The following is a 22,089-nucleotide window of genomic DNA, read 5'->3' on the forward strand; positions in this document are numbered from 1 at the left end:
CGTATTTTTAATCTTTACTAAAATTTTAACTGTATAATAATTCTATTTTAAGGAGTTAAAGTTATGAATACATTTTCAGAAAAGGAAAAACTCAAATTATTGTCAGATATCGTAGAAATTAATTCGGTGAATGATAATGAAATTGAAGTTGCAACTTATTTGAAGAACTTATTTGAAGCGCATCATATTAACGCAGAAATTGATGTTATTGAAGGTAAACGTGCTAACTTAATTGCTACAATCGGCAGTGGTAGTCCAGTTGTAGCAATTTCAGGTCACATGGATGTTGTATCGGAAGGTGATCAAAACGATTGGGACTATCCACCATTTCAAATGACTGAAAAAGATAATCGATTATTCGGTCGTGGTACCTCAGACATGAAATCTGGACTTATGGCTTTAGCTATTACGATGATTGAGTTGAAAGAGAACGATGCACTACCTCATGGTACGATAAAATTTATGGCAACTGCCGGCGAAGAAAAGGAACAACTTGGTTCCGCACAATTGTATAAGAAAGGTTATATGAATAATGTTGATGCTTTGATAATTGCCGAACCATCTGAAACAAATATTGTTTATGCTCATAAAGGATCAATGGATTATAAAATCACTTCTAAAGGAAAAGCCGCACACAGCTCTGTACCTGTCGTAGGATTTAATGCAATTAAACCATTAATTCAATTTATACAAGATATCGATACAGAATATGAACGTATTTCGAAAGAATTAAAAAGCGAAAAGCTAGATTTCTCACATCTTATCAAACGCATTCAATCACAGTTACAACAAGAAAACAATCTAGATGAAGAAGAAGTTGAACGTGTGATTTCTGGACTTGTCATTAGCAATACTATTTTACATGGTGGGAACCAAGTCAATTCAGTTCCTGATACTGCAACTGCTGAATTTAATATTAGAACGATTCCAGAATATGATAACGAAAAAGTTAAATCACTATTCAAAACGTATTTGGAAGAAGTTAATAAGCAAGGCGGACAGTTAGAAGAAGATTTATACTTAGATTTAGATCCAGTATTAACAACTGGAGATAATCCATTAATTAAGATTGGGCAACGCGTAGCTAAACAAATATTTGGAGAGGATATTGTCGCATCACCAACCGTTGGTGTAACAGATGCTTCCAATTTATTGCGCGATAAAGATGAACACTTTTCTTTCCTAATGTTTGGACCAGGAACAGTACCTCATCAAATAAATGAATATGTCGAAAAAGAGAAATATCTTCGTTTTATCGATTACTATAAGGAATTGCTTATAACTTATTTAAAGGAATATAAGTAACTAGCGATCATTTTAAACTAATATTTATACTGAGAAAACTTTATGTTTAAACGTGTATGTTATCCTTTAGTTGAGTCTTACATTCATAGGAGGATATCATGAAAATTTCATGGATTTTTTGGTGGATAATAAGTGTGTTTGAAGTTTTAAGTTTTTTTGGATTTGCATTTTTACTTTGGCAACGATCTGTAGATGCAGCAGGTGTCATACAAACTACCGAAGTCAAATGGATTAATATTGCTGTATTGGGATTAGCATATCTAATTCCATTCTTGATACAAATCGTATGGCTAATTGTTAATCTCATTTATTCAAAACGTAAACAAGCAACAATTTAGTTTATTTATTAAGTTAACGCAAATTAAGTAGATGTGAGGGAGTAAGGCAATGAATCTAAACATTCTGTCCAACTCCCTCCTCTTTTTATTTAATCAACCTTGTTCTGAACCCTCTTCTTTTTACATTTCCCCTTCTATCTCTTTAATTGTTTCACTAATTTTTTCTCATGAATTTACTTAAATCATTAGAAATAGGGTATGATTCAACAAATAATATAAAAATACAACTGTCTACTTTTAATATACTTATTATCTTAAATAAGGGGTGTAAAGAATGTATGTTCCTAAATATTATGAAATGAAGGACTTCAAACAAATTAAGCACTTTATGATAGAACATAATTTCATTACCATTATCACTACTGACAATTCTGTACCTATAGCCACGCATTTACCTGTTATCGTCGAGGAACACGATAATCATTTATATGTGTCTGGGCACTTTTCTAAGAAAAATAAGCAATGGATATCGATTAAAAATAATGAAGATATACTTATGATATTTCACGGTCCGCACGCCTATATTTCATCTACTTGGTATGAAACAGAGGATGTACCAACATGGGATTATCAAAGTGTACATGCTTATGGCTGTGGTGAGTTATTAGATGAAGAAACGCTTATCACTGATTTATCCAAGTTGCTGTATAAATATGAACAACATCGTGATAATGGCGCAACATGGAATAATATTTCTGCCCAAACTAAGCAACAAATTCACGGCATTGTTGGTTTTAAAGTTAAGGTTAACAAAATTGAAGCTTCATACAAATTGAGTCAAAATCGCCCCCAAAAAGACAGGGAGAATATTACAAGACACCTTTCAGATAGTAGTAACACGATGCATAAAAGTTTATCTAAAGAAATAGATACGAATTAGAATCAAATCCATGTCATATTATATAGAGGTCATTTATTATGAATAAATTTAAATTAGTTCTTCTTATATGCTCTTTTTTACTAATGATTGCAACCTTGTTCTTTTGGACATTATTTCTGCCACCATTGTCTGAACTTGAAGGCGAGAATGCATTGGCACAAATGGTTGTGTTTGTCCCATCTATAATTGCGTACCCAGTTTTATTTCCGATTATATGGCTTTTAGAAATCTTTTATCTTTTTACAACTAAACACTGGTCTTATATGGACTTGTTATTTTTATTACTTAGTTTAGTAACGCCAATCTTTTTATTGGTTATTTATTTTATAATCGCGACGTCACCCATACCTTTCCTACTTCTTTACATTTATTTAAGTATATTGACCGTGTTAATGACACTAGTTTCTTATATAAATTTAAAAAAATGAGATTGAGCATTTCAAAGTAGTAGTCTTAACTATTACTCATTCATGTTCAATCTCATTGATTTAATCAATCTTTAGTTTCTCTTCTAGCTTCTGATAAACTTTCGATATTTTCTTCTTGCTGTTTTTCTTTTTCTTTCTGTCGCTGCTTCTGAACATCGTAATAAATTTTTTCACGACGCTCTTCTCGAATTCGAGCTCGATTTTTAAGTTCTTCTGTAGAATTGTATTCTTTAGAACTTAATAAAATGGAAGATCGACTTGGTGCATCATCTTTACGATACATGTATGCACCTGTACGATAGGCTGCTCTGGCAACTAAATGCATACCTACCGGTGATGTTAAATTAATAAAAACAATTGATAATAATAATCTAACACTAAAGAAGCTTTGTTCATTCGTAAAGTAAATTAATACACCCACTAATGTTAGTAAGACAGATAGCGTAGAACTCTTGGTAGATGCATGACTTCGTAAAAAGACATCTTGAAATTTTACAATTCCAATTGCACTAATGACGGCAATAATACTGCCTAGAAATATGAGGAAAGCGGCAATCAAATCAATGATTTCGTTTATTTGTGCCATTGAATACTCGACCTCCCCCTATAAATCTAGAAATAGATACAGAACTTACAAATGAAATAATTGCAACAAGCATTATGGAATCAAGGAATGAAACAGTATTATAAATAACACTAACTATACCTATAATGCACATGATGACAGCACTGGAAGCATCGAATGCCACAACCCTATCAGCTGTAGTAGGTCCTTTGATTAAACGGAATAATCCAATTATGAACGCTATGCCAAATAATACTAATGCACTTGTAATAAAAAAATTCGTGAGCGTTTCAATCATTGTGACACCTCCGTAATCAAGTTTTCATATTGTTTTATGCTTTTAAGCAGACTTTCTTTTTCTTTTTCTGAAACATCTATACTGTGTATAAAGAATTTATTGGTAGTCTTCGAAATACGAATAACTGTTGAACCAGGCGTAATAATGATTAGAATAGTTAAAAACGTAATTGCCCAATCATTTTTTAAATTCGTTTCATATGTTAATAACCCTGGGTTCATATGTCTCGTTTTAAATAGAATGTAATTAATAATACTAATACTAGAAGTAATTAATTGGTATAAATACACGCCTAAGAACTTAATAGCAATCCATATCTTCTTAGGATAAAAAGCTTGCCCAAAGAAACGATGTAATATATAAATTACTATCAAACCAATGATGAAGCCAGATACGAAGGTAGAGAATTGAAATGAGTCTTCATCTTGAAACAGTACCCATAAAAATGCGATTAATATGTTCAATACAACTTGTCTCATTTATTCCCCTCCTTCAAATGTGAATTGACAATGCTATGGAAATAATTATCATCCATATTCAATTTTGTTGCATTTTCAGTAGCATTCATCACAACTGGCGCTGCAATACCCATTGCAAGTACGACTGCAACTAAAATACCCAGAATCGTTTTACGGTGCTTAGGTAGCGGATTAAAATCAACCTGTTCACCATCATTGTCTCCAAAGTACATAATAAATAAAATTCTAAACAGACTATACATTGCTAATAGACTTGTGATAATCATTAATGCTAAGCCAATGTAGTTACCATTTTCAATCGCACCTTGGAAGATGAGTACTTTTCCTGGGAAACCACTAAATGGCGGTACGCCTCCAATCGCAAATATCATAACAACAAATGCAACACCAAAGAATGGTTCTTTCTTAGCTAATCCACATAAATATTTATATTCGCGGTAACCAGACATATAAACTAAACTACCTATAATAAAGAACAACATTGTCTTCACAATAATGTCATTCGCTAGATAGAAGATTGCACCATGTACACCTGCAAAGGTATTGGAACCTAGACCTAAAATGACAAAACCTATCGATAATATAACTTGATATGAAGCCACTTTCTTAATATCACGATATGCAATAACACCGAAAGCGCCTATAAGCATTGTGATACATGACATAAATACTAACAATGGATGTGTCACACCCGTATGTTGATCAAATAGAAGTGTAAAGAAACGAATGAGTGCATATGCACCTACCTTCGTCATTAACGCTGCAAATAAAGCGGCAAGTTCAGTGTTAAGCACTGCATAAGCTTTAGGCAACCACATAAATAGTACTAAGGCAGCTTTCGAACCAAAGGCCACTATAAATACAATTGAAATAATAATAATCGCTTTATTATCATGGATTTGATCTAAGCGTAAAGCAACTTGTGAGAAGTTTAATGTTCCAACCGTCTTGTATAATAAACCAATACCTAGCAAGAATAACCATGATCCTACGATATTCAGTACGACATAAATAATGGCTGCTCTTAATTGTTCGACAGATTGTCCTAACGTTACTAATACAAATGAAGCTAGTAACATGATTTCAAACATAACATACAGGTTAAATAAATCAGATGTTAAGAAAGAGCCAATAACGCCTGTTGTTAAGAATAAGATGAAAGTAGGCAAGTAGTATCGATTAACACCATCTTCCCCACGACCAAATCCGTATGACATAATGAGTGTCACAACAAATGACGCCACTGTAACCATAACTAAACTCAGTGAATCACCTAAGAATTGGATACCATAAGGTGCTGCCCAACCACCAAAATCAAGCGTGATAGGTTTATGTTGTAAGACGTATATCAATAAACATAATGAAATAATTGTATTAACAGACATTGTTCCTATGTACAAAATTTTAGATAGCCTGTTCTTTTCTTTAGTAAAAACAAGGACTAATGCACATAACAATGGTAATAGGATTGGAAGGACTAATAAATTACTGTTCATTTTCATCCTCCTCTCCTCTTAATACATCAATATTTGCTTCTTTAGTAACACGGTATGTTCGATAAACTAATACTAGTAAGAAGGCAGTCATTGCAAAACCGATAACGATCGCAGTTAAAACAATAGCCTGCAATAATGGATCCACATAATTAGTATTAGAGCCGTGGATTAAAGGTTCCGTCATTTTATTACTATAATGACCCATACTCATAATAATTAAATTTCCCGCATGCGTATAAATCGAAATACCTATAACAATTCGAATTAAGTTGAGTGATAGTATCATGTACGTTCCTATAAATACTAAAAATCCTATCACAAGTAATAATATTAAATTCATGATTTACCACCACTCAAGGCCAACATAATTGTTACGATGACGCCGACAACTGTTAACAGTATACCTAATTCAAACAATGTAATTGTCGTTACATGTAATTCACCTAATAATGGAAAATGAATGTATGCTTCACTTTGGTATAGGAACGATTTACCAAAGAAAACTGGAACGATTGCAGTAAGTGCTGAGATTATGGCACCAACAATCATTAACTTTTTAAAATCAATAGGTAAACTTTCTAATACTTCATGTACATCAAAAGCTAGGAACATTAGGATAAAGGCCGAACTAAAGATAAGACCACCTATAAAACCGCCACCAGGATTATTATGTCCCGCAAAGAAGACATAAAAGCCGAATGTTAATAAAATAAATACGACGATTTTAGTAACGGTTCTTAACACAACATCATTTTCTTTCATCTTGGCCCCTCCTATCTTTGTAATGTAATAATGTATAAATACCTAAACCGGCAATAATTAAGACGATACCTTCAAACATTGTATCTAAGGCTCTGAAATCTCCTAAAATAGCATTTACAATATTTTTACCACCAGTCAATTCATAGGCATTCGTATAATATTTAGAAATTGACTCTAGACCATCACCTTGTTGCGCAATAAATATGAGCGTTACTACGGCTCCAGCCATAATAAATGATACGATAATTTTGATTGTTTCTTTTTTCATGTTCGCTGTTGTACGAGCGATATTTGGCAATCTAGAGAAACTTACAATAAAGAGAATGGTCGTAATTGTTTCTACTACTAATTGAGTTAACGCTAAATCTGGTGCTCTCATTAATAAGAAGAATAATGCAACACTGTAACCAATAATGCCATTTAAAATGACCATTGTTAAACGTTGTCGAATAAACACTAACGCTATACCGACAACACTAATCATAATGCCTAAAATAACTTCCAATGGACCAAATTCTGAAACTTCTATTTGATGTAACTTTGGCAAACCTACTTGGAATATGCCATATGCAATTAATATAGAGAAAATAAGAACCGTTATAATATTATAATGGTTTAATCTATTATTCATTAAACCTCGAATCATTTGACCTGAATAACGTTCAAATCCTCGATACACATTGCGATAAGAATTTGTAATAGAAGCATATTTAATGACTTGATGCGTAATAGCTTTCCAGTTTACTTTTAACGCTAAAATGAGACCAACTATAATAACAATCACACTAAAAATGAGTGGCAAATTAACACCATGCCATTGAGAAACATGCGGTGCTATTGCATCTACGCTACTACCCAAATTGGTAACATTTCGTAGTGCCGGCAATACTAAATGCTCAGTGAAAATGTTGGGAATAAAGAAAATGATTGGTATCATAACCATTAAGATTATTGCAGGTAAACTGAACAACCAAGGTTCATGAATATGTTTCTTTGGCACTTTCTTTTCGTCAAATTCTCCCCAATAAGTTTCTTTAAGCATGTAAACTGCATACACAAAAGTAAAGATACTTGCTATAACACCAATAGCTACAACAATAATCGTTAACGTTAAACCAAATTGTTGAAGTTCGATTGCGCTAACTAAAGAATCGAAGAACATCTCTTTACTTAAGAAACCATTTAACAACGGCACACCTGCCATTGATAACGCAGCAAGTGTCATAACTAAATTCATTTTCGGGAAGAATTTACGCATTCCACTTAATCGGCGAATATCTCTCGTACCAGCTTCATGATCAATGATTCCGACACCCATAAATAAAGCACATTTAAATATTGCGTGATTCATTAAATGGAATAAACCGGCGAATAAAATTAATGTATACGTCTCTGCCATTGGACCTGATGAATGTTGCGCAATACCTCCACCTAGACCAACCATCGACATTATCATTCCTAATTGGCTAATTGTTGAATACGCTAATATACCTTTTAAATCATATTGTCTTAAGGCCGTTACAGAGCCAAATATCATTGTAATCAAACCTACAAAAGTAACAATATAAATATAACTATCACTTAAACCTAAGATAGGCGTGAATTTAAATAGTAAAAAGATACCAGCTTTAACCATAGTAGCTGAGTGTAAATAGGCACTTACAGGGGTTGGTGCAGCCATGGCTTTAGGTAGCCAAATATGGAATGGAAATTGAGCTGATTTCGTAAATGCACCTATTAACAACATTATCATCATTGGTATAAATAGAGCATGTTCACTAATGCTATGACTTTGAGTAAGTAATTCTGAAATCGTATTTGTACCAGTAATGATATACAACATAATGAATCCTGTTAATAAGGCTAAACCACCTAAAACAGTGATAATAAATGACTGAATGGCGCCTAATTGACTTTCGGCATTGCTATACCAGTATGAAATTAATAAGAATGACGATACACTTGTTAATTCCCAGAAAACATACATTAAGATAGTGTTATTTGAGACTACAATACCCAACATACTAAACATGAATAACAATAAATATAAGAAGAAACGCGGTAAGTTATCTCTATTAACAGATAAATACTGAGTAGCATAGAAGAATACTGCCACCCCTATAATGGAGATAATTAATCCAAACATTAATCCTAGACCATCTAATCGAAAATCCAGATTAACATCAATAGCGGGCATCCATGGAATTTTAAATTCTACAAATTTTCCATGTAGAACATTAGGAATTTGGGCTAAGAAATATCCCGAAGCTAAAATAGGTGCTAACAAAGCAATATATCCAGCGAACCGTCTCAATGACTTAATAAACAGCGTCATTAAGACGATTAGCATAATAACTATTAGTCCACCTAATAAATATACTAAGCTCATCAAAAGCCTCCTTTTCAGTAAAAATCAATTATAAATTTAAAGCGATAATTGTATGAAGTTCATCATCGGCAGACAACCCGATAAATTTCACCGTTTCTTGAGTTGTCTGATGACCTAAATATTTTTGTATGATTGCAATAGAAATACCCGATTGATAAGCATGATAAGCAAATGTTTTTCGCAAAGTGGTCAATCCAATATGACACAAACCTAACTCTTCAGCGGCATGATGAATGATTCGGTAAGCTTGTTGTCTAGATAACTCTTTATGTGCTCTTATCGATTGGAATAATAAATGATCTTCCATAAGCTTATTATATTCAATAAATCTTCTAACCTCTTCACGTAAATCGTTTGGTAACAAGATTTTGATTGCAGGCGCACATGACTCAATCCAAGATGATTTTATTTCATCTTGATCAATCATTTTGACGTCTTTCACTTTTAGATTTAATAAATCTGTTAAACGTATACCCGTATGTATAGCTAATTTAAATAAAAGATAATCTCTATCAGATTTCTTTTTTAATACATCATACATCTTTTTTATATCATCTTTATTTCTGATCGGTTCAACTTGATTCATCTATCCACCTCATAAAAGTTTCTTATTTAATGATAAACCATATTTTAGTAACATTAAATGTTTTTGCTCAAATTTCTTTAAATAAATGTGTCCCTTTTTTGAATGGATTTCGATATATAGAGTGAAAGGAGGTGACAAACATATGAATGAAATTTCACAATTATCTGTTGTTTGTACGCATATCACTCACGACGCAAGTGGTAAAGCGAAAGAAACAAAACGTCGTTTTACTAACTTAAACACTAAAGCTACAGATTCAGAAATCAGATCATTCGTCAATATCATTGCACATCTGATTAATGAAACATTCGATAAAGTTGAGGTGGTTAAAACACAAGTTTTAGCCTAATTTAACTTAAAAATTAAGAAAGGAGGTATTCCACATGTCAAAGACTTTAGAACTTGCTTTTAAAACAAATTTAAATAAAACTGCTAAATTGCAATTCCCACAAGTTAACGTTGCTGTATCTGAGGCTGATGCTAAAGCTGCGATGGATAATATTATTAAACTTAATATTCTACAACCTACAGCTGGCACACCTATTAAAGCCACTTCTGCTAAATTAATAGACGTTACGAGTACTACTCTATTTGAAACTAAATAACACATTCTGATGTTTCATTAAGTGTGAGACAAAAAAATGTTTCATGACTACTGCATATATTCGTAATAGATGACTAAACTGATAAGACGTTTAAATCAAGCTTCTCTCACTTCTAGTCAACCTTGCGAAGCTAGGATGAAGAATTCGAAAAGAATTCTGTCCTAGCTTCTTTTTTATAACTAATACTTCAATAATTTATATTCTGAGCCCACTATTAGTAAAGCGCGTTGATATTCGTATTTTGAAATCGGAAACTAAAATGCGTATAATAATGATGTTTTAGTTATGAAAGAAAATATAGGGGGTCTATCGTGGCATTTTTATTTATAATCGGTATTGTGGCTGGTATGATGGTCCCAATCCAAACCTCAATCAATTCTCGCCTTGGACGATATACTGAATCATCTTTTTATGCATCTACCATTTCATTTTTCGTAGGTACACTATTTTTATTTATTTTAAATATGATTTTTAATCCTAAATTATTTGATGGTTCATTTTATAGTGGACATACAATTGACTATCATTGGTGGGTTGGTGGTCTACTAGGTGTTTGTTTCTTAACAGGAAACTTATTATTACTGCCTCGTTTAGGCGCAGCGTTAACTGTTGTCATGACAGTAGCTGGTCAAATCATCATGGGGGTCTTCATAGATACTTTCGGACTACTTGGCGCAAGCAATCATTCGTTTACTTTCCTAAAAGCAGTAGGCATCATAATCCTATTCTTCGGTATCTTATTAATGAACTATATACCTAAAAATAAACTCCAAGAAAAAACAAATCATATGTTTTATGTTTGGCTTATCATCGGCTTTATATTTGGGTTTGCGCCACCATTACAAACAACAATTAACAGTGGTCTAGCTCAGCAAATGCATAATTCGCTATTTGCCGCACTCGTATCTTTCACTGTTGGTACATTAGCATTATTTATTTTAACGTTAATATTTAACAGAAGTCTTAAAATTAAAATCACACACCCTGATATCGGTAAAATCAAGCCAATACATTTTATTGGTGGTGTTCTAGGCGTTGTATTTGTCACATCAAATATAATTCTGATGCCGTTTTTAGGTGCAGCACTGACAACTATCGTCGCAATGTTAGGTCAAATGTTAATGGGCGTTATCATTGATCATTTTGGTTTAGGCGTTCGCAAGAATCCAATAACACTTCGCAAGTTTAGTGGGCTAATTGCCATTGCTATAGGGATTATTCTGTTACGCCTCTTTTAGTTTTTACAACACTATATTAATATCTTTATTTAAAATGTCTTCTTTTCTTAGTAATTGAGAAGACATTTTTTTATTTATACGATATTACACATATTCGTTATATCGCCATTGTATAATAGTTGTATAAAAATTTTATAGAGGTGATCTTATTGAAGACATTTTTTACCCCGTTAAGAATTTTAATTACCACGCTTACCCTCCTCGTCATATCCTTTGTATGTTATATTTATGCAAAAATTCCAACAGAACCTGACACATCTAAAATAGAAACCATTACAGCAAAACCTCAATACTCTCTCTCATTCATTGGCGAACAACAACCTCAAGAAAGTTTCACTTTATATTTCAATCCATCTTTAGGAAATGTTTCGTCCTTACTTGTCAAAAATGATGAAATCATCCAATCTGATACACCTTTATTAGAGTATTACAATCCGCCCCTTGAAAAGCTTATTGTAGCTAAAAAGAAGGCCCTATCCTCACTTATCAACCATTCACCGAAACAATCAATTAGTCAACAGTTAACGCTAAACAGCCAAATATTAGAACTCCAAAGTAGACTTCAAACACGCATTAATTCCCCTATTTCTGGAAAAGTAACTATCCTAGAAGCACATCCTTCTAAATTAAATACAAAAATAATGCAAATTAATAGCGAAAAACATATTATTCGTGCTAATATAACTGAATCTCAATTGGAACATATTAAAGCGAATCAAGATGTAAACGTTACAAGAAATCACTCCAAATTATTTACTGGTAAAATTCTTTCTATCATTCAAATCCCTTATAAAGTAGAAAAAGGTGAATCAATTTATCAAGTAGATATTTCGACTCAAGATCAATATCCTCTTGGACGCCACTTTGATATCGATGTTGGAACTTCTAAAATAGAACTACCTATAAGTTCAATTTATGAAAATTATTATGTTTTAATTACACAAAATAACAAAATTATTAAAAGAAGAATAGAATATACTAAAAGTCAAAAAAATGGGTATATTATGGTATCCAATGGATTAAATATTGGAGATAAAGTGATTGTGCATCCTTCATCATCACTACTACAAAAATAGCAGTGAATTTTTGCAATTGTATATTCATAATAAAATTTATTATATAGAGCGAAATAATAATTGTTCTTAATTAATTGATTTTTATAAATTGCTTTGAAATTCAAACAAAGAATATAATAATCAAAATATTGTTTTATTAAGTACTTTTTTGTTTACTTCTTAATTTCATTTAGTTATAATTAACTAAATAATATAGCATTAAATTAATTTAATAAAATTCTTTTAATCTAAATTATTTAAGTATTTTTAACTATTATAAGACGTTATATATAATTTAACGGGCAAAATAGAAAAAGCGCACAATTAGTTGGGGAGGTTTCAAAATGGCAATTTCAAAAATCAATGATTGTTTCGAATTATTAGCAATGATCACATATGCAGATAAATTAAAAAACATCATCAAAAAAGAATTTTCAATTAGCTTTGAAGAATTCGCAGTTTTAACATATATTAGTCAAAGTAAAGAAGAGGAATATTATTTAAAAGATATCATTAATCACTTAAACTACAAACAACCACAAGTAGTTAAAGCAGTGAAAAATTTATCTCAAGAAGATTATTTTGATAAAAAACGTAATGAACACGATGAAAGAACTGTATTAATTCTCGTAAATAGTACACAACGTAAAAAAATCGATTCATTATTAAATAAAGTAAATACACGTATTGAAGAAGCTAACAAAGAAACTGAATTATAATTTCTTTGTGGCTTTTCTAATTTTATTCGTTTTCGATATGAATTTATAACCCTGAGATATTATTTTTAAATAAAAAAGCCAGTAAGTGAAATTCGTAAATTTCACTTACTGGCTTTTTTGTATATCATATGACGTATTACAAATGTATTTTAAATTAAAATGTTTTTATCTAATATATTAATGTAGAAGCTTTATTTCATGATTCATCAAACAGACATCCACTTATAAAAATTACTGATATCATTTAATGATTCACTTCTGTTATCTGTTCAACATTTTCTAAAAAACTTAAATATAAGACTAGAAACTTATCTTCTTCTTCAACATAGGGTGCATGTCCAGATTCTTCAAATAAAACCTTCTCAACATTTTGATATCGCTCTTCTATTTTATAATGATTCTTATCATTTATAATTGGATCATAGCGTCCGTTTATAATTAATGTAGGAACTTTAACATAATGCGTGTACCCTTTATTCGCATAAGCCGTATCTAAAAGTGCTCTGCTTGCTATAGCACTATCCTCGGAATTTTGTTTACTGTATAAGCGTTGCCGTTGAATCCATTTCATTGCTGATTCTTGTTCTTTATAGATATACGGGAATAGTAAAAGTAATGCTTCCGATTTATTAAACCCTGCAATTTCGTCTTGGTGCTCAATCATTAATTTCGTAAAACCGTGAACGATATCCTCAGCTTTTGAAGAGATAATTGTTAAAGATAATACATGGTCTTCATGTTTTTCGGTAAATTCTCTAGCAATTATCCCTCCCATATCATGACCTAATAGATGCACTTTCTTTAAGTTTAATTTATCGATAAGTACATATAAATCTTTCACATGATCTTCTAAGTTGTATGAATCAGGACGTGACGATTTACCATGTCCTCGAACATCATACGCAATCACTCTATAGTTTTGTTGGAGTTGTTTGTTTAATAAATCAAACGCTGCCGAATTACCATCTAAGCCATGAATTAAGATAACGGGGCTGCCATGTCCTTCATCTTGATAAGCTAATTTTGTTTGGTTTAACGTTTCGATTTTTTTCATATTGGCACCTCCCTTAATTGTTACTATACCCACTTCATTAAAAGTTACGCTATGAATGTTCTTAACTTTATTAAAATTATTATTATATAAATATTTTTTAAATTAAAAAAGCACTTGTAACAAGTGCTTTTTAACTCAGTCAATGACTGCCAATATAATAACGCCTGAGACATTGCTGATGTCCCAGGCTCTACTCTCAAGTTAATTTACTTATCTATTTTGAACTGGAAATGTAAACTCAAATAATATTTATTTCAAGCTTATGTTAATTAAACGTTACACCCTCGTTCTTGACGATAATTTAATTGTATAAAAAACGATCAATGCCACTATCATGATCCATATAATAAGAGAAATGATTTGTGCAATTTCAGGTTTTGTCACTACTGCATCTATCGTCTTTTGACAGAATAATAAACCAATTGCTGTGTACTCTATTTTTTTAAAAAAGACACCAATTAAGCTTAGTATAATACCTATAAAAAAGACGACTTGATGACTATAAATAGTGATGGGAATGATTCCCCAATTTAGATTAAAAGCACGCATAATGATTAAAATTAGTGCAATTATCGCAACGATATACCCTAGTATCATTTCAAAACGATTGCTATATAGAAATTTCTTCTTATCAATACGAATATTAATAAAAATCGTTAATGGAAAAATGATTATACAATAGAATATAGAAATTGCTGTAGCCGCTTGAAATGGCACATATTGCTTATCATAAAGATATGATATTAAGATAAAATTCATAATAAAGAAAATAACAGGATTCGTTTGTAAACCGAATAAATTTCGTTGAATAATCAAAATGATTTGTGCTGGAGATTTGCCACGATAATCTAAATAATCTTCATCTTTTGATTCAGACTTTTTCAAATCATTGCGCAAATTTTCTTTTATATCATCGATTAAATTAGGTGCCATCCCTTTGTGGCTAAAGTAATCGTTAATATTTTCAAGTAACACTTTATCGTTGGTTCTCATGAGTTACTCCTTTGCTATGGTTTAATAACATCTATACGATTTGTTAATTGTTCAATTTAAAATTTTATCATACATTGACATTATTTTCTGTTTAATGACGAAAAATAAAAGCATGACGTTATTCAAAAGTTAGAATTTAACGTCATGCTCCTAGTGATGGAATCATAAAATTTGTTATTTTTATTATTTAGCAAGATCAATACGATATAATTTTAAGTTTTTATCTTGAGGTGAATTTGAGCCAAATTGATAGCTTGTTTTACCTTTTTGAATATATCCAAAATTGCCGCTTACTTTATTATATTGAACTCGTGCCACTGTATTTTGGCCTAAACTTTTCTTAACTTGATTATAAGTTGGGCCATTAGCTTCATTATAAGTCATAGAAACTCTAGTAACATAACCTTGGTTCTTTTTACCTACTGCGGTTACAACTAATAGACCTTTATTTGTGCGATACTCATAATAACTTTCATTGTTGCTTGGATTTTTAGAATAAATCGGTGTACCATATTTGTTTGAAACATTTTTGATTGATTCGCCAAGTGTAATATTTTCTAGTGATTTATCACCTTGAGTTAATTGTTGAACTGTTTGAATTGTGTTACCGCTAGCTGCTTCAGCATGATTAACGCCTACTCCTGTCATTACTAGTCCAGAGACTAAAAATGCCGCTACTAATTTTTTCATAAGCACTCTCTCCTTTATCTCGTTTCTCGGCTTGTGCTTATTCATAGTATACCCCGTTTATTACTAAAATAACATTATTATTACAAAAATATTACAAATTAAGTTGTTTTATGTAACAAATTAGAGTGGCGACTGAATTTGTCCTATCAACAATTAGTGTTCAGGCATATATTTCTTAATAAATGGTGTTACATCCTCAATAAACTTATCTTTCTCTTCCTCAAAAGGATATAAACTTGATTGAGCATACACATCAAATTGTGACTCTTTAACTAAATCGGCTACTTCTTTAGATTCAAGTGTTGTAATACGCTCACCATGTTCTCCCGCAATAATTAACGTCGGTTTCGTTACATGTTCAAATACGCTTGAAATCGCAGTTTCTTTGAACACATCTTCAATCGCTTGTGTCTCCTCTTTTGTAGAAATTGCATTCGTATCCTCAACATGTTTTAAAAACTTATTAACTTTTCTCGGCTTATGATAACGATGCTTTTCTAAAAACTTATTTTGTTTTTCGTCATCCCAGTTTCTAATTTTATGTGAATATTTTCTGAATAAACGTTCTTCAGGTAATTCACCCTCAATAGATGTTGGTGTTACCATTATAAGGGATGACACATAATTAGGATAACGTTCTGCCAAATCCGCAATTATGGCTGCGCCCATTTCATGACCTATTAATGCTGATTCATCAATATACAAATAATCTAGTAATTGTATGATATCATCGGCAAATTCTTTGAAATCAATTTGTCTCGGTTTATCTGAATAGCCATGTCCTCTCAAATCTAGTAAAACTACTTGAAAAGATTTTGCCAATTCTTTTGCTAAATTTTGAAATATAGAAGCATTTTCATATGCTGTATGTACTAAGACAACAGGATATCCCTCACCCATCGTATTGTAATGTAAGGAAAAACCACCTTTTCTAGTAAATAAATCCATCTTATGAATCTCCTCCTTGTTTTATATGAATCGGTAATATTGATAATAACTCTTCACTTGTAGTAATAATAAAGTCAACCTCTTCTTCTAAAGGTTCTAATTCAGCGTCATCATGTTTAAACCACACACTTACCATGCCCATTGCGCGAGCTGGTGCTACATCATTTAAAGCGTCATCGCCCACATACATTATCTCTTCTGGTTGAACATTTAATTGATTAATCATATCTTCAAATATTTTAGGATGAGGCTTACGGAATCCTACAGTTTCAGAAGTTGATAAATAATTGATTACATGCCCTAATCCTAATGAATGTAAACGAAATTGTTTAATTTTAGATTTACCATTTGCGATAACACCTAAAACATAATCATTTTGCGATAATTTCTCCAAAGTATATAGCGTGTCATAATAAGGGAATACGTAACGATAGAAATGCATTTCAAAATCATTAAATAAATCTTTCCATGTTAAACGATCAATATGGAACTGCTTAATAATTGCTTTATATAAATCAGGTTTATCATTATCCTCATCGTCATCTAATTCTATAAATTTTTGTTTGAAATCTGCTAATTGAACATGTACGAAGTAATCATGAAATCGTTCATATTGTTCCTCAATGAATTTATCTCGAGATTTTGTTCTATCTAATAATGTACCTTCTAAATCAAACACGATTGCTTTTATATGACTTAAGTCCATTGTCAATTCCCTCTTAACTCTATAATTATTCTCATTTTATCAAAAAGTTTTCCATAAAATAATAGCGTAACATCCATGTGATACAGTTAAATGTATGTTTAAACATCTTTAGATTGCTTAAGCAAAATGTAAAATAATGTTGGAATACCTATTAAAGCCAAAATAATACTAGCTGGTATTTGCACAGGATGAATTAACACACTACCAATCCAATCTGCAATCAACATCATTGTAGCACCGATTAAAATATTTAATATCATTTGAATGCCTAGCGTAAATCTCCAATAATAGCGTCTTATCAGTTGAGGCACTATCATGCCGATGAAACCAATAATACCTGTATATGCTATCGCGACTGCTGTTATTATAGATGCTAGTGTTAGTATCAAAAACATGACTTGTTGGACGTTTAAACCTAATGACTGGCTCTTCAATTCACCTAATTGTAATAACTTAATCGCTGGCACCATGCTAAATAAAATCAATATAATAGGTATAGCTATTAGACCGATGTATATGACCTCTCGCGTTTCCGCCGCTGCAAATCCTCCGAAAAAGTAGTTAGCTATTTGGTTCATCTTATTAGGTTTAATTAAAACTAGAATATACAATAATGCATTAAAGAGTGCACCTATCATCAAACCAGTAATAATAAGAATTTTAAGTGGATAACCACGTGAGATTTTTGCAGCAATCATTAAGACGATCAATAATGCGATTAAACTAGCGCTAATTGAAAAGATGGGCACCCAAACAAAAGATAATCCTAGAAATATCGCCAATCCAGAACCGAATGTAGCACCACTTGCCAGTCCTAATGTAAAACTATCGGCCAGAGGATTATTTAAAACAGTCTGAAACATCTGACCTGCTAGTGTTAATATTGCTCCTGTTAATAAGGCCTCAATAATTCTTGGCAACCGAACTTTGAGCAATATCATTTGATTAAATGAATCCGTTAAACTCCCCATGTGCCATAGTAAATAAAGTCCTATAGCACCGATTAAACATATGCACCAACTTAGAAATGTTAAATATATATTTCTTGTCATTTTATCAACTCATCAATAATCTTTCTATTATTTCTTCTATTATAACTGATGATATAAAAGAATGGGACTGGGGCCAGCATTCTTTTAAATTCGTAGACTCAGCTTGCATTAGTTATAGCATTTCTATATAAGATTCTTTTTGCTAGGTCCCGTAGTTGCATAGTCACAAAAATAATTAGAACTGAGAAAAACTTGATTTAAAGCCCTTCTCAGTTCAGTCAGCTACAGGGGATTTGTAATGTAACCTTTCAATATAAAATTGTACTAATCTCACTTTTACAATAACTATTTAATTCATATGAATTATCTTTTATAAATAGCGTCTCTTAATTGTTTTAAACCTTCATCAATACGAGGGCCTGGACGTGAAATTTCGTCACCGTCCACTGTTTCAATACGTCCATTTTTCACAGCTTTAATTTGACGGAAACCATCACGTTTTTTAATCACTTTATAGTAATCTGATTTAGATAGACCTTCTGTAGAAATGAGGATATCTGGATTCTTTTTAATGATACTTTCTTTATCCACTGGTTTCCAACCTTCTATATTTGAAAAGCTATTTTTAGCATCTAATTGTACTAACATGTCATCAAAAAATGTATGTTTGCCCGCTGTATATATTTCAGGTTTAGAGGATACTTCCATAAAAACAGATTGTGACCTATGATGTCTTGGCACCGACTTTATTACTTTTTCAACATTGTGCTTCGTCTCATCAACAAGTTCGTTAGCTTCATGTTCACGTCCTGTTACTTTACCTATTTGTTTAAAAGTTTCATACGTTTGATCCAATGATTGTGCATCTTTCACATAAACTACTTTTACGCCATTTTTTTCAAGACTATCTAACACTTTCTTTGACGTTCCTTTTTGAGATTCATGCGCTAAAATTAAATCGGGTTTGACTTTTAATAAGGCTTCTTTATTTAAATTCATTGTATCAAATTGTTCTTTCCCTTTTTTAACATCTTTAGGGTAATCGTCCACTGTAGAAACACCTACAACATCTTTTCCGAGACCCAATTCATAAAGAATTTCCGTATTACTTGGCATAAGCGACACGATACGTTTGTATGAATGCTCTTTCGAATTGGAATCAGATTGATTACTTTGTTTATCTTCTTGTCTATCTTGGTCGTTTTGTCCACAAGCGACAAGAATCAACATGACTAAACTAAGTAGTATCCATAACTTTTTATTTAACACGTTCACACATTCCTTTCTATATTATGTATATGTATGCATATATCATAACAAATAATATTAAATATTAATTTAAGTTTTTTATATTTAATTGTGTAATTTTATATTATTATTTGTTTCATGGAAAATTTTAAATATTAAAAAGCATTGAATATCTCTATAATTAGAAATACTCAATGCTTTGCTTAACACTTACTGTGCTTTGGGATTAGGTCCATATTCATTTGTACCTTTTTCACTATCTGTAACACAATAAATCAATGCGAAAATTGATACAATTAATAATACGATCGAAATAACTAACACAACTACCGTTGCAATCATTAACGATACGTCAGAATAAAAATCACTCAAATACATGTTAGATATTGTTTCTAATAATACAATTAATCCTCGTAACAGCATCGATATTAACATAATTAACGGAATTAACATTGTGCGCCCAACATCATGAAATCGACGTACTGACATAGTAAATGTCCCTATTACAATGATGACATCAATCGTTTCGTACACAATGTTAAAAAACGTATCTCCACCGCCAAACACCCATTTAAGTAAGTCGGCAAGTAAACTTAATAATACTAGTACGATGATATTAGCTAATGTTGCATACCAATAATGTCGTCTACGAGTTCGACCTTGTACATTGAAATAATTTTTCCAGAATAGCTGATACGACTCAATCATTATAGCGTGTCCTTTAAATATGATTCACTATAATCATTACACAATAAAAGATTGAAGAAAATACTTTATTTAATATAAGCTCGAATCGCTCTTGCAATATACTGATTTAAATGATCATTACGATTTTTATTGATATTTTTAGCAAAACGTTCATCATTTTCATAAGTAAGCGCCATATATTCTAAAAATTGATTATCCGCATTAGGCACTTGTGTTCGAAGTATATTTTTCAAGTCTGCAATATGCTGATTCACATGTGCCTCATTGGCAGAATAGCCTTCTTCCAAGAATTGGTTCATTAAATTGTTGATTAGTATGGTCATCATTATCCTGCTTCTCTGAATCATTGAATTGAGTTCTATTATCTTTATATGACTGATAGTAATCTGTATCACCATATTTTAGCGCCGCTTCTTTATCATATTGTTCATTCACATCAAATTGATTAAATTTGTCCATATTAATCTCCTCATTTCTATGATTAATTAGATGATGATTGAGGTAATCAATGATTTGATTCAGGTGATTTCGTTGATGAATAATTTGAGCATAATTTTCTTCTAATATTGCGTTTTTATCAGTAATACTTTGCTGAAAATAGTCTTGAATGTTCTCAAGCGATAAATTGAGTTGTCTAAGAAATAAAATTGTTTGTAATTTTGTTATATCTTGAGAATGGTAATAGCGATACCCGTTAGCATCAATATAACTAGGCACAAGTAAATCAATCTCATGATAATAACGTAGAGTTCTTGTACTAACCGACGTCACTTTGCTCACTTCATTAGGTGTAAAATATTCATGATTTAACATTATTTTATTCTCCACTTTACTTTATTTTTAATATCATTAATACCTCATTCATCTATTTAGGAGTATGGGCTATGACGTAACGTTAAAGTCAATCATTCCTATTAAAATAATCTTCTAAAAATGTGTATTTTTGAGTCCCTTTTCCATTAAAATAGTTTTTCCCAAAATTATCTAATAAGGCATGAAACTCGTTAGCATCTTGATTCGTAAAATGAGGAGGCAATGAAATTTGTTTTTTAAATTTATCGTAACTTTCTGTATGGGCGTAACCTAACTTACTATACAAACGTCTCGTATAACTATCAGGAATAAACTCGATACCTTCAAAGATATAGACGAGTAAAACATCAGCTGTTTCGCTACCAATGCCTCGAATTTTTAGTAATTCTCTTCTTAAATTATCTCCATAATGTTGAGCAATATTTTCATAATCAAAATTAAATTGATTTAACCACTGAAATAATGCATGAATCGCCTTTCCCTTATTCTTATAAAAACCACTTGAACGGATGATTTCCTGTAGTTCAGCTAATGGTAACGATAAAATTTTTTGAGGATCAAAGTTTGTTTCTTCTTTTAACCGAAGTAAAGCCATGTCTGCATTTTTCCAATTCGTATTTTGGACTAATATAGCACCGAGCATCATTTCTTCCGGACTTTCAGCGGGCCACCAATGTTGCGGTCCCATATGCTCTAATAAAGTTTCGTAAAGTGCTTCTGTCGTAAGCGTTGGCATACTCTCACTCCAATCTTTACATAATAATACCCTCACAAATTGAAATTTATGAGGGTAA

The 22,089-nt window shown here is 31.6% G+C and carries 25 protein-coding genes and 1 pseudogene; 8 read left to right on the forward strand and 18 right to left on the reverse strand.

What is annotated here, in order from left to right; genetic code table 11:
• Positions 1-63: 63 nt before the first annotated feature.
• From SBL15_RS02760 to SBL15_RS02770, 3 genes are all read left to right on the forward strand, one after another.
• A complete protein-coding gene (locus tag SBL15_RS02760; protein WP_107611939.1) occupies positions 64-1,305 on the forward strand; it encodes an ArgE/DapE family deacylase in 1,242 nt (413 codons plus the stop codon).
• 98 nt (positions 1,306-1,403) lie between these two features.
• Positions 1,404-1,643 carry a DUF3923 family protein gene (locus tag SBL15_RS02765; protein WP_053017181.1) on the forward strand — a complete coding sequence of 80 codons (240 nt, stop codon included), beginning with the start codon at positions 1,404-1,406 and terminating at the stop codon, positions 1,641-1,643.
• A gap of 274 nt (positions 1,644-1,917) precedes the next feature.
• A complete protein-coding gene (locus tag SBL15_RS02770) occupies positions 1,918-2,523 on the forward strand; it encodes an FMN-binding negative transcriptional regulator (protein WP_107611938.1) in 606 nt (201 codons plus the stop codon).
• A gap of 492 nt (positions 2,524-3,015) precedes the next feature.
• Here SBL15_RS02770 and SBL15_RS02775 read toward each other — a convergent pair whose 3' ends face one another.
• The 8 genes from SBL15_RS02775 to SBL15_RS02810 are packed head-to-tail and all read right to left on the reverse strand — an operon-like array spanning position 3,016 to position 9,526.
• The gene (locus tag SBL15_RS02775) at positions 3,016-3,537 is read right to left on the reverse strand and encodes a Na+/H+ antiporter subunit G (RefSeq protein ID WP_053017178.1); all 522 of its coding nucleotides are present in this window, start codon (positions 3,535-3,537) and stop codon (positions 3,016-3,018) included.
• Positions 3,512-3,814, reverse strand: a complete 303-nt coding sequence (gene mnhF2, locus SBL15_RS02780) for a Na+/H+ antiporter Mnh2 subunit F (RefSeq protein ID WP_011276529.1) — start codon at positions 3,812-3,814, stop codon at positions 3,512-3,514. The genes SBL15_RS02775 and mnhF2 overlap by 26 nt, the downstream gene beginning before the upstream one ends.
• On the reverse strand, positions 3,811-4,293 hold the full coding sequence (mnhE2, locus tag SBL15_RS02785) for a Na+/H+ antiporter Mnh2 subunit E (protein WP_011276530.1): 483 nt from the start codon (positions 4,291-4,293) through the stop codon (positions 3,811-3,813). The genes mnhF2 and mnhE2 overlap by 4 nt, the downstream gene beginning before the upstream one ends.
• Positions 4,290-5,789, reverse strand: coding sequence for a Na+/H+ antiporter Mnh2 subunit D (mnhD2, locus tag SBL15_RS02790; RefSeq protein ID WP_107611936.1), 1,500 nt, complete (start codon positions 5,787-5,789; stop codon positions 4,290-4,292). Before mnhD2 ends, mnhE2 begins: the two co-directional genes overlap by 4 nt.
• Positions 5,779-6,129 carry a Na+/H+ antiporter Mnh2 subunit C gene (mnhC2, locus tag SBL15_RS02795; protein WP_011276532.1) on the reverse strand — a complete coding sequence of 117 codons (351 nt, stop codon included), beginning with the start codon at positions 6,127-6,129 and terminating at the stop codon, positions 5,779-5,781. Before mnhC2 ends, mnhD2 begins: the two co-directional genes overlap by 11 nt.
• A complete protein-coding gene (gene mnhB2 / locus SBL15_RS02800; protein ID WP_011276533.1) occupies positions 6,126-6,551 on the reverse strand; it encodes a Na+/H+ antiporter Mnh2 subunit B in 426 nt (141 codons plus the stop codon). Before mnhB2 ends, mnhC2 begins: the two co-directional genes overlap by 4 nt.
• On the reverse strand, positions 6,538-8,940 hold the full coding sequence (locus tag SBL15_RS02805) for a DUF4040 family protein (RefSeq protein WP_107613336.1): 2,403 nt from the start codon (positions 8,938-8,940) through the stop codon (positions 6,538-6,540). Before SBL15_RS02805 ends, mnhB2 begins: the two co-directional genes overlap by 14 nt.
• Before the next feature lie 28 nt (positions 8,941-8,968).
• The gene (locus SBL15_RS02810; protein WP_317955071.1) at positions 8,969-9,526 is read right to left on the reverse strand and encodes a tyrosine-type recombinase/integrase; all 558 of its coding nucleotides are present in this window, start codon (positions 9,524-9,526) and stop codon (positions 8,969-8,971) included.
• A gap of 142 nt (positions 9,527-9,668) precedes the next feature.
• On the opposite strand from SBL15_RS02810, the gene SBL15_RS02815 reads away from it, so the two are divergent.
• The 5 genes from SBL15_RS02815 to sarA all read left to right on the forward strand — a co-directional run bounded on the left by SBL15_RS02815 (position 9,669) and on the right by sarA (position 13,143).
• The gene (locus SBL15_RS02815; RefSeq protein ID WP_011276536.1) at positions 9,669-9,875 is read left to right on the forward strand and encodes a hypothetical protein; all 207 of its coding nucleotides are present in this window, start codon (positions 9,669-9,671) and stop codon (positions 9,873-9,875) included.
• Positions 9,876-9,909: 34 nt separating this feature from the next.
• Positions 9,910-10,131, forward strand: coding sequence for a DUF2922 domain-containing protein (locus tag SBL15_RS02820; RefSeq protein WP_011276537.1), 222 nt, complete (start codon positions 9,910-9,912; stop codon positions 10,129-10,131).
• A gap of 311 nt (positions 10,132-10,442) precedes the next feature.
• The gene (locus SBL15_RS02825) at positions 10,443-11,369 is read left to right on the forward strand and encodes a DMT family transporter (RefSeq protein WP_107611933.1); all 927 of its coding nucleotides are present in this window, start codon (positions 10,443-10,445) and stop codon (positions 11,367-11,369) included.
• Between the two features lie 140 nt (positions 11,370-11,509).
• Positions 11,510-12,445 (forward strand): efflux RND transporter periplasmic adaptor subunit, encoded by a 936-nt coding sequence (locus SBL15_RS02830; RefSeq protein ID WP_241958627.1) that lies wholly within the window; start codon positions 11,510-11,512, stop codon positions 12,443-12,445.
• A gap of 323 nt (positions 12,446-12,768) precedes the next feature.
• Positions 12,769-13,143 carry a global transcriptional regulator SarA gene (gene sarA, locus SBL15_RS02835; RefSeq protein ID WP_053017170.1) on the forward strand — a complete coding sequence of 125 codons (375 nt, stop codon included), beginning with the start codon at positions 12,769-12,771 and terminating at the stop codon, positions 13,141-13,143.
• Between the two features lie 244 nt (positions 13,144-13,387).
• On the opposite strand, the gene SBL15_RS02840 is transcribed toward sarA, so the two are convergent.
• The 10 genes and pseudogenes from SBL15_RS02840 to SBL15_RS02885 form a co-directional block, all read right to left on the reverse strand.
• The gene (locus SBL15_RS02840; RefSeq protein ID WP_053018601.1) at positions 13,388-14,197 is read right to left on the reverse strand and encodes an alpha/beta fold hydrolase; all 810 of its coding nucleotides are present in this window, start codon (positions 14,195-14,197) and stop codon (positions 13,388-13,390) included.
• A 276-nt stretch (positions 14,198-14,473) separates the two neighbouring features.
• Positions 14,474-15,190, reverse strand: coding sequence for a hypothetical protein (locus SBL15_RS02845; protein ID WP_053017168.1), 717 nt, complete (start codon positions 15,188-15,190; stop codon positions 14,474-14,476).
• A gap of 183 nt (positions 15,191-15,373) precedes the next feature.
• Entirely contained in the window at positions 15,374-15,880 is a 507-nt protein-coding gene (locus tag SBL15_RS02850; RefSeq protein WP_107611782.1) for an SA0570 family protein, read from the reverse strand.
• Positions 15,881-16,033: 153 nt separating this feature from the next.
• Complete coding sequence (locus SBL15_RS02855; RefSeq protein ID WP_317955073.1) at positions 16,034-16,828, reverse strand: alpha/beta hydrolase; 795 nt, start codon at positions 16,826-16,828, stop codon at positions 16,034-16,036.
• 1 nt (position 16,829) lies between these two features.
• The gene (locus tag SBL15_RS02860) at positions 16,830-17,534 is read right to left on the reverse strand and encodes an HAD family hydrolase (RefSeq protein ID WP_053017166.1); all 705 of its coding nucleotides are present in this window, start codon (positions 17,532-17,534) and stop codon (positions 16,830-16,832) included.
• Between the two features lie 98 nt (positions 17,535-17,632).
• On the reverse strand, positions 17,633-18,586 hold the full coding sequence (locus tag SBL15_RS02865; RefSeq protein WP_107611783.1) for a FecCD family ABC transporter permease: 954 nt from the start codon (positions 18,584-18,586) through the stop codon (positions 17,633-17,635).
• 303 nt (positions 18,587-18,889) lie between these two features.
• On the reverse strand, positions 18,890-19,756 hold the full coding sequence (locus SBL15_RS02870; RefSeq protein WP_182477439.1) for an ABC transporter substrate-binding protein: 867 nt from the start codon (positions 19,754-19,756) through the stop codon (positions 18,890-18,892).
• 228 nt (positions 19,757-19,984) lie between these two features.
• Positions 19,985-20,482 (reverse strand): DUF805 domain-containing protein, encoded by a 498-nt coding sequence (locus SBL15_RS02875; RefSeq protein WP_317955075.1) that lies wholly within the window; start codon positions 20,480-20,482, stop codon positions 19,985-19,987.
• Positions 20,483-20,547: 65 nt separating this feature from the next.
• Positions 20,548-21,295 (reverse strand): annotated as a pseudogene (locus SBL15_RS02880) (MerR family transcriptional regulator).
• An 88-nt stretch (positions 21,296-21,383) separates the two neighbouring features.
• Complete coding sequence (locus tag SBL15_RS02885) at positions 21,384-22,031, reverse strand: endonuclease III domain-containing protein (RefSeq protein WP_107611787.1); 648 nt, start codon at positions 22,029-22,031, stop codon at positions 21,384-21,386.
• Positions 22,032-22,089: the final 58 nt, after the last annotated feature.

Origin of the sequence: Staphylococcus sp. NWU MKU2 (genome assembly GCF_033283605.1) — a bacterium.
Taxonomy (GTDB): Bacteria; Bacillota; Bacilli; order Staphylococcales; family Staphylococcaceae; genus Staphylococcus; species Staphylococcus haemolyticus.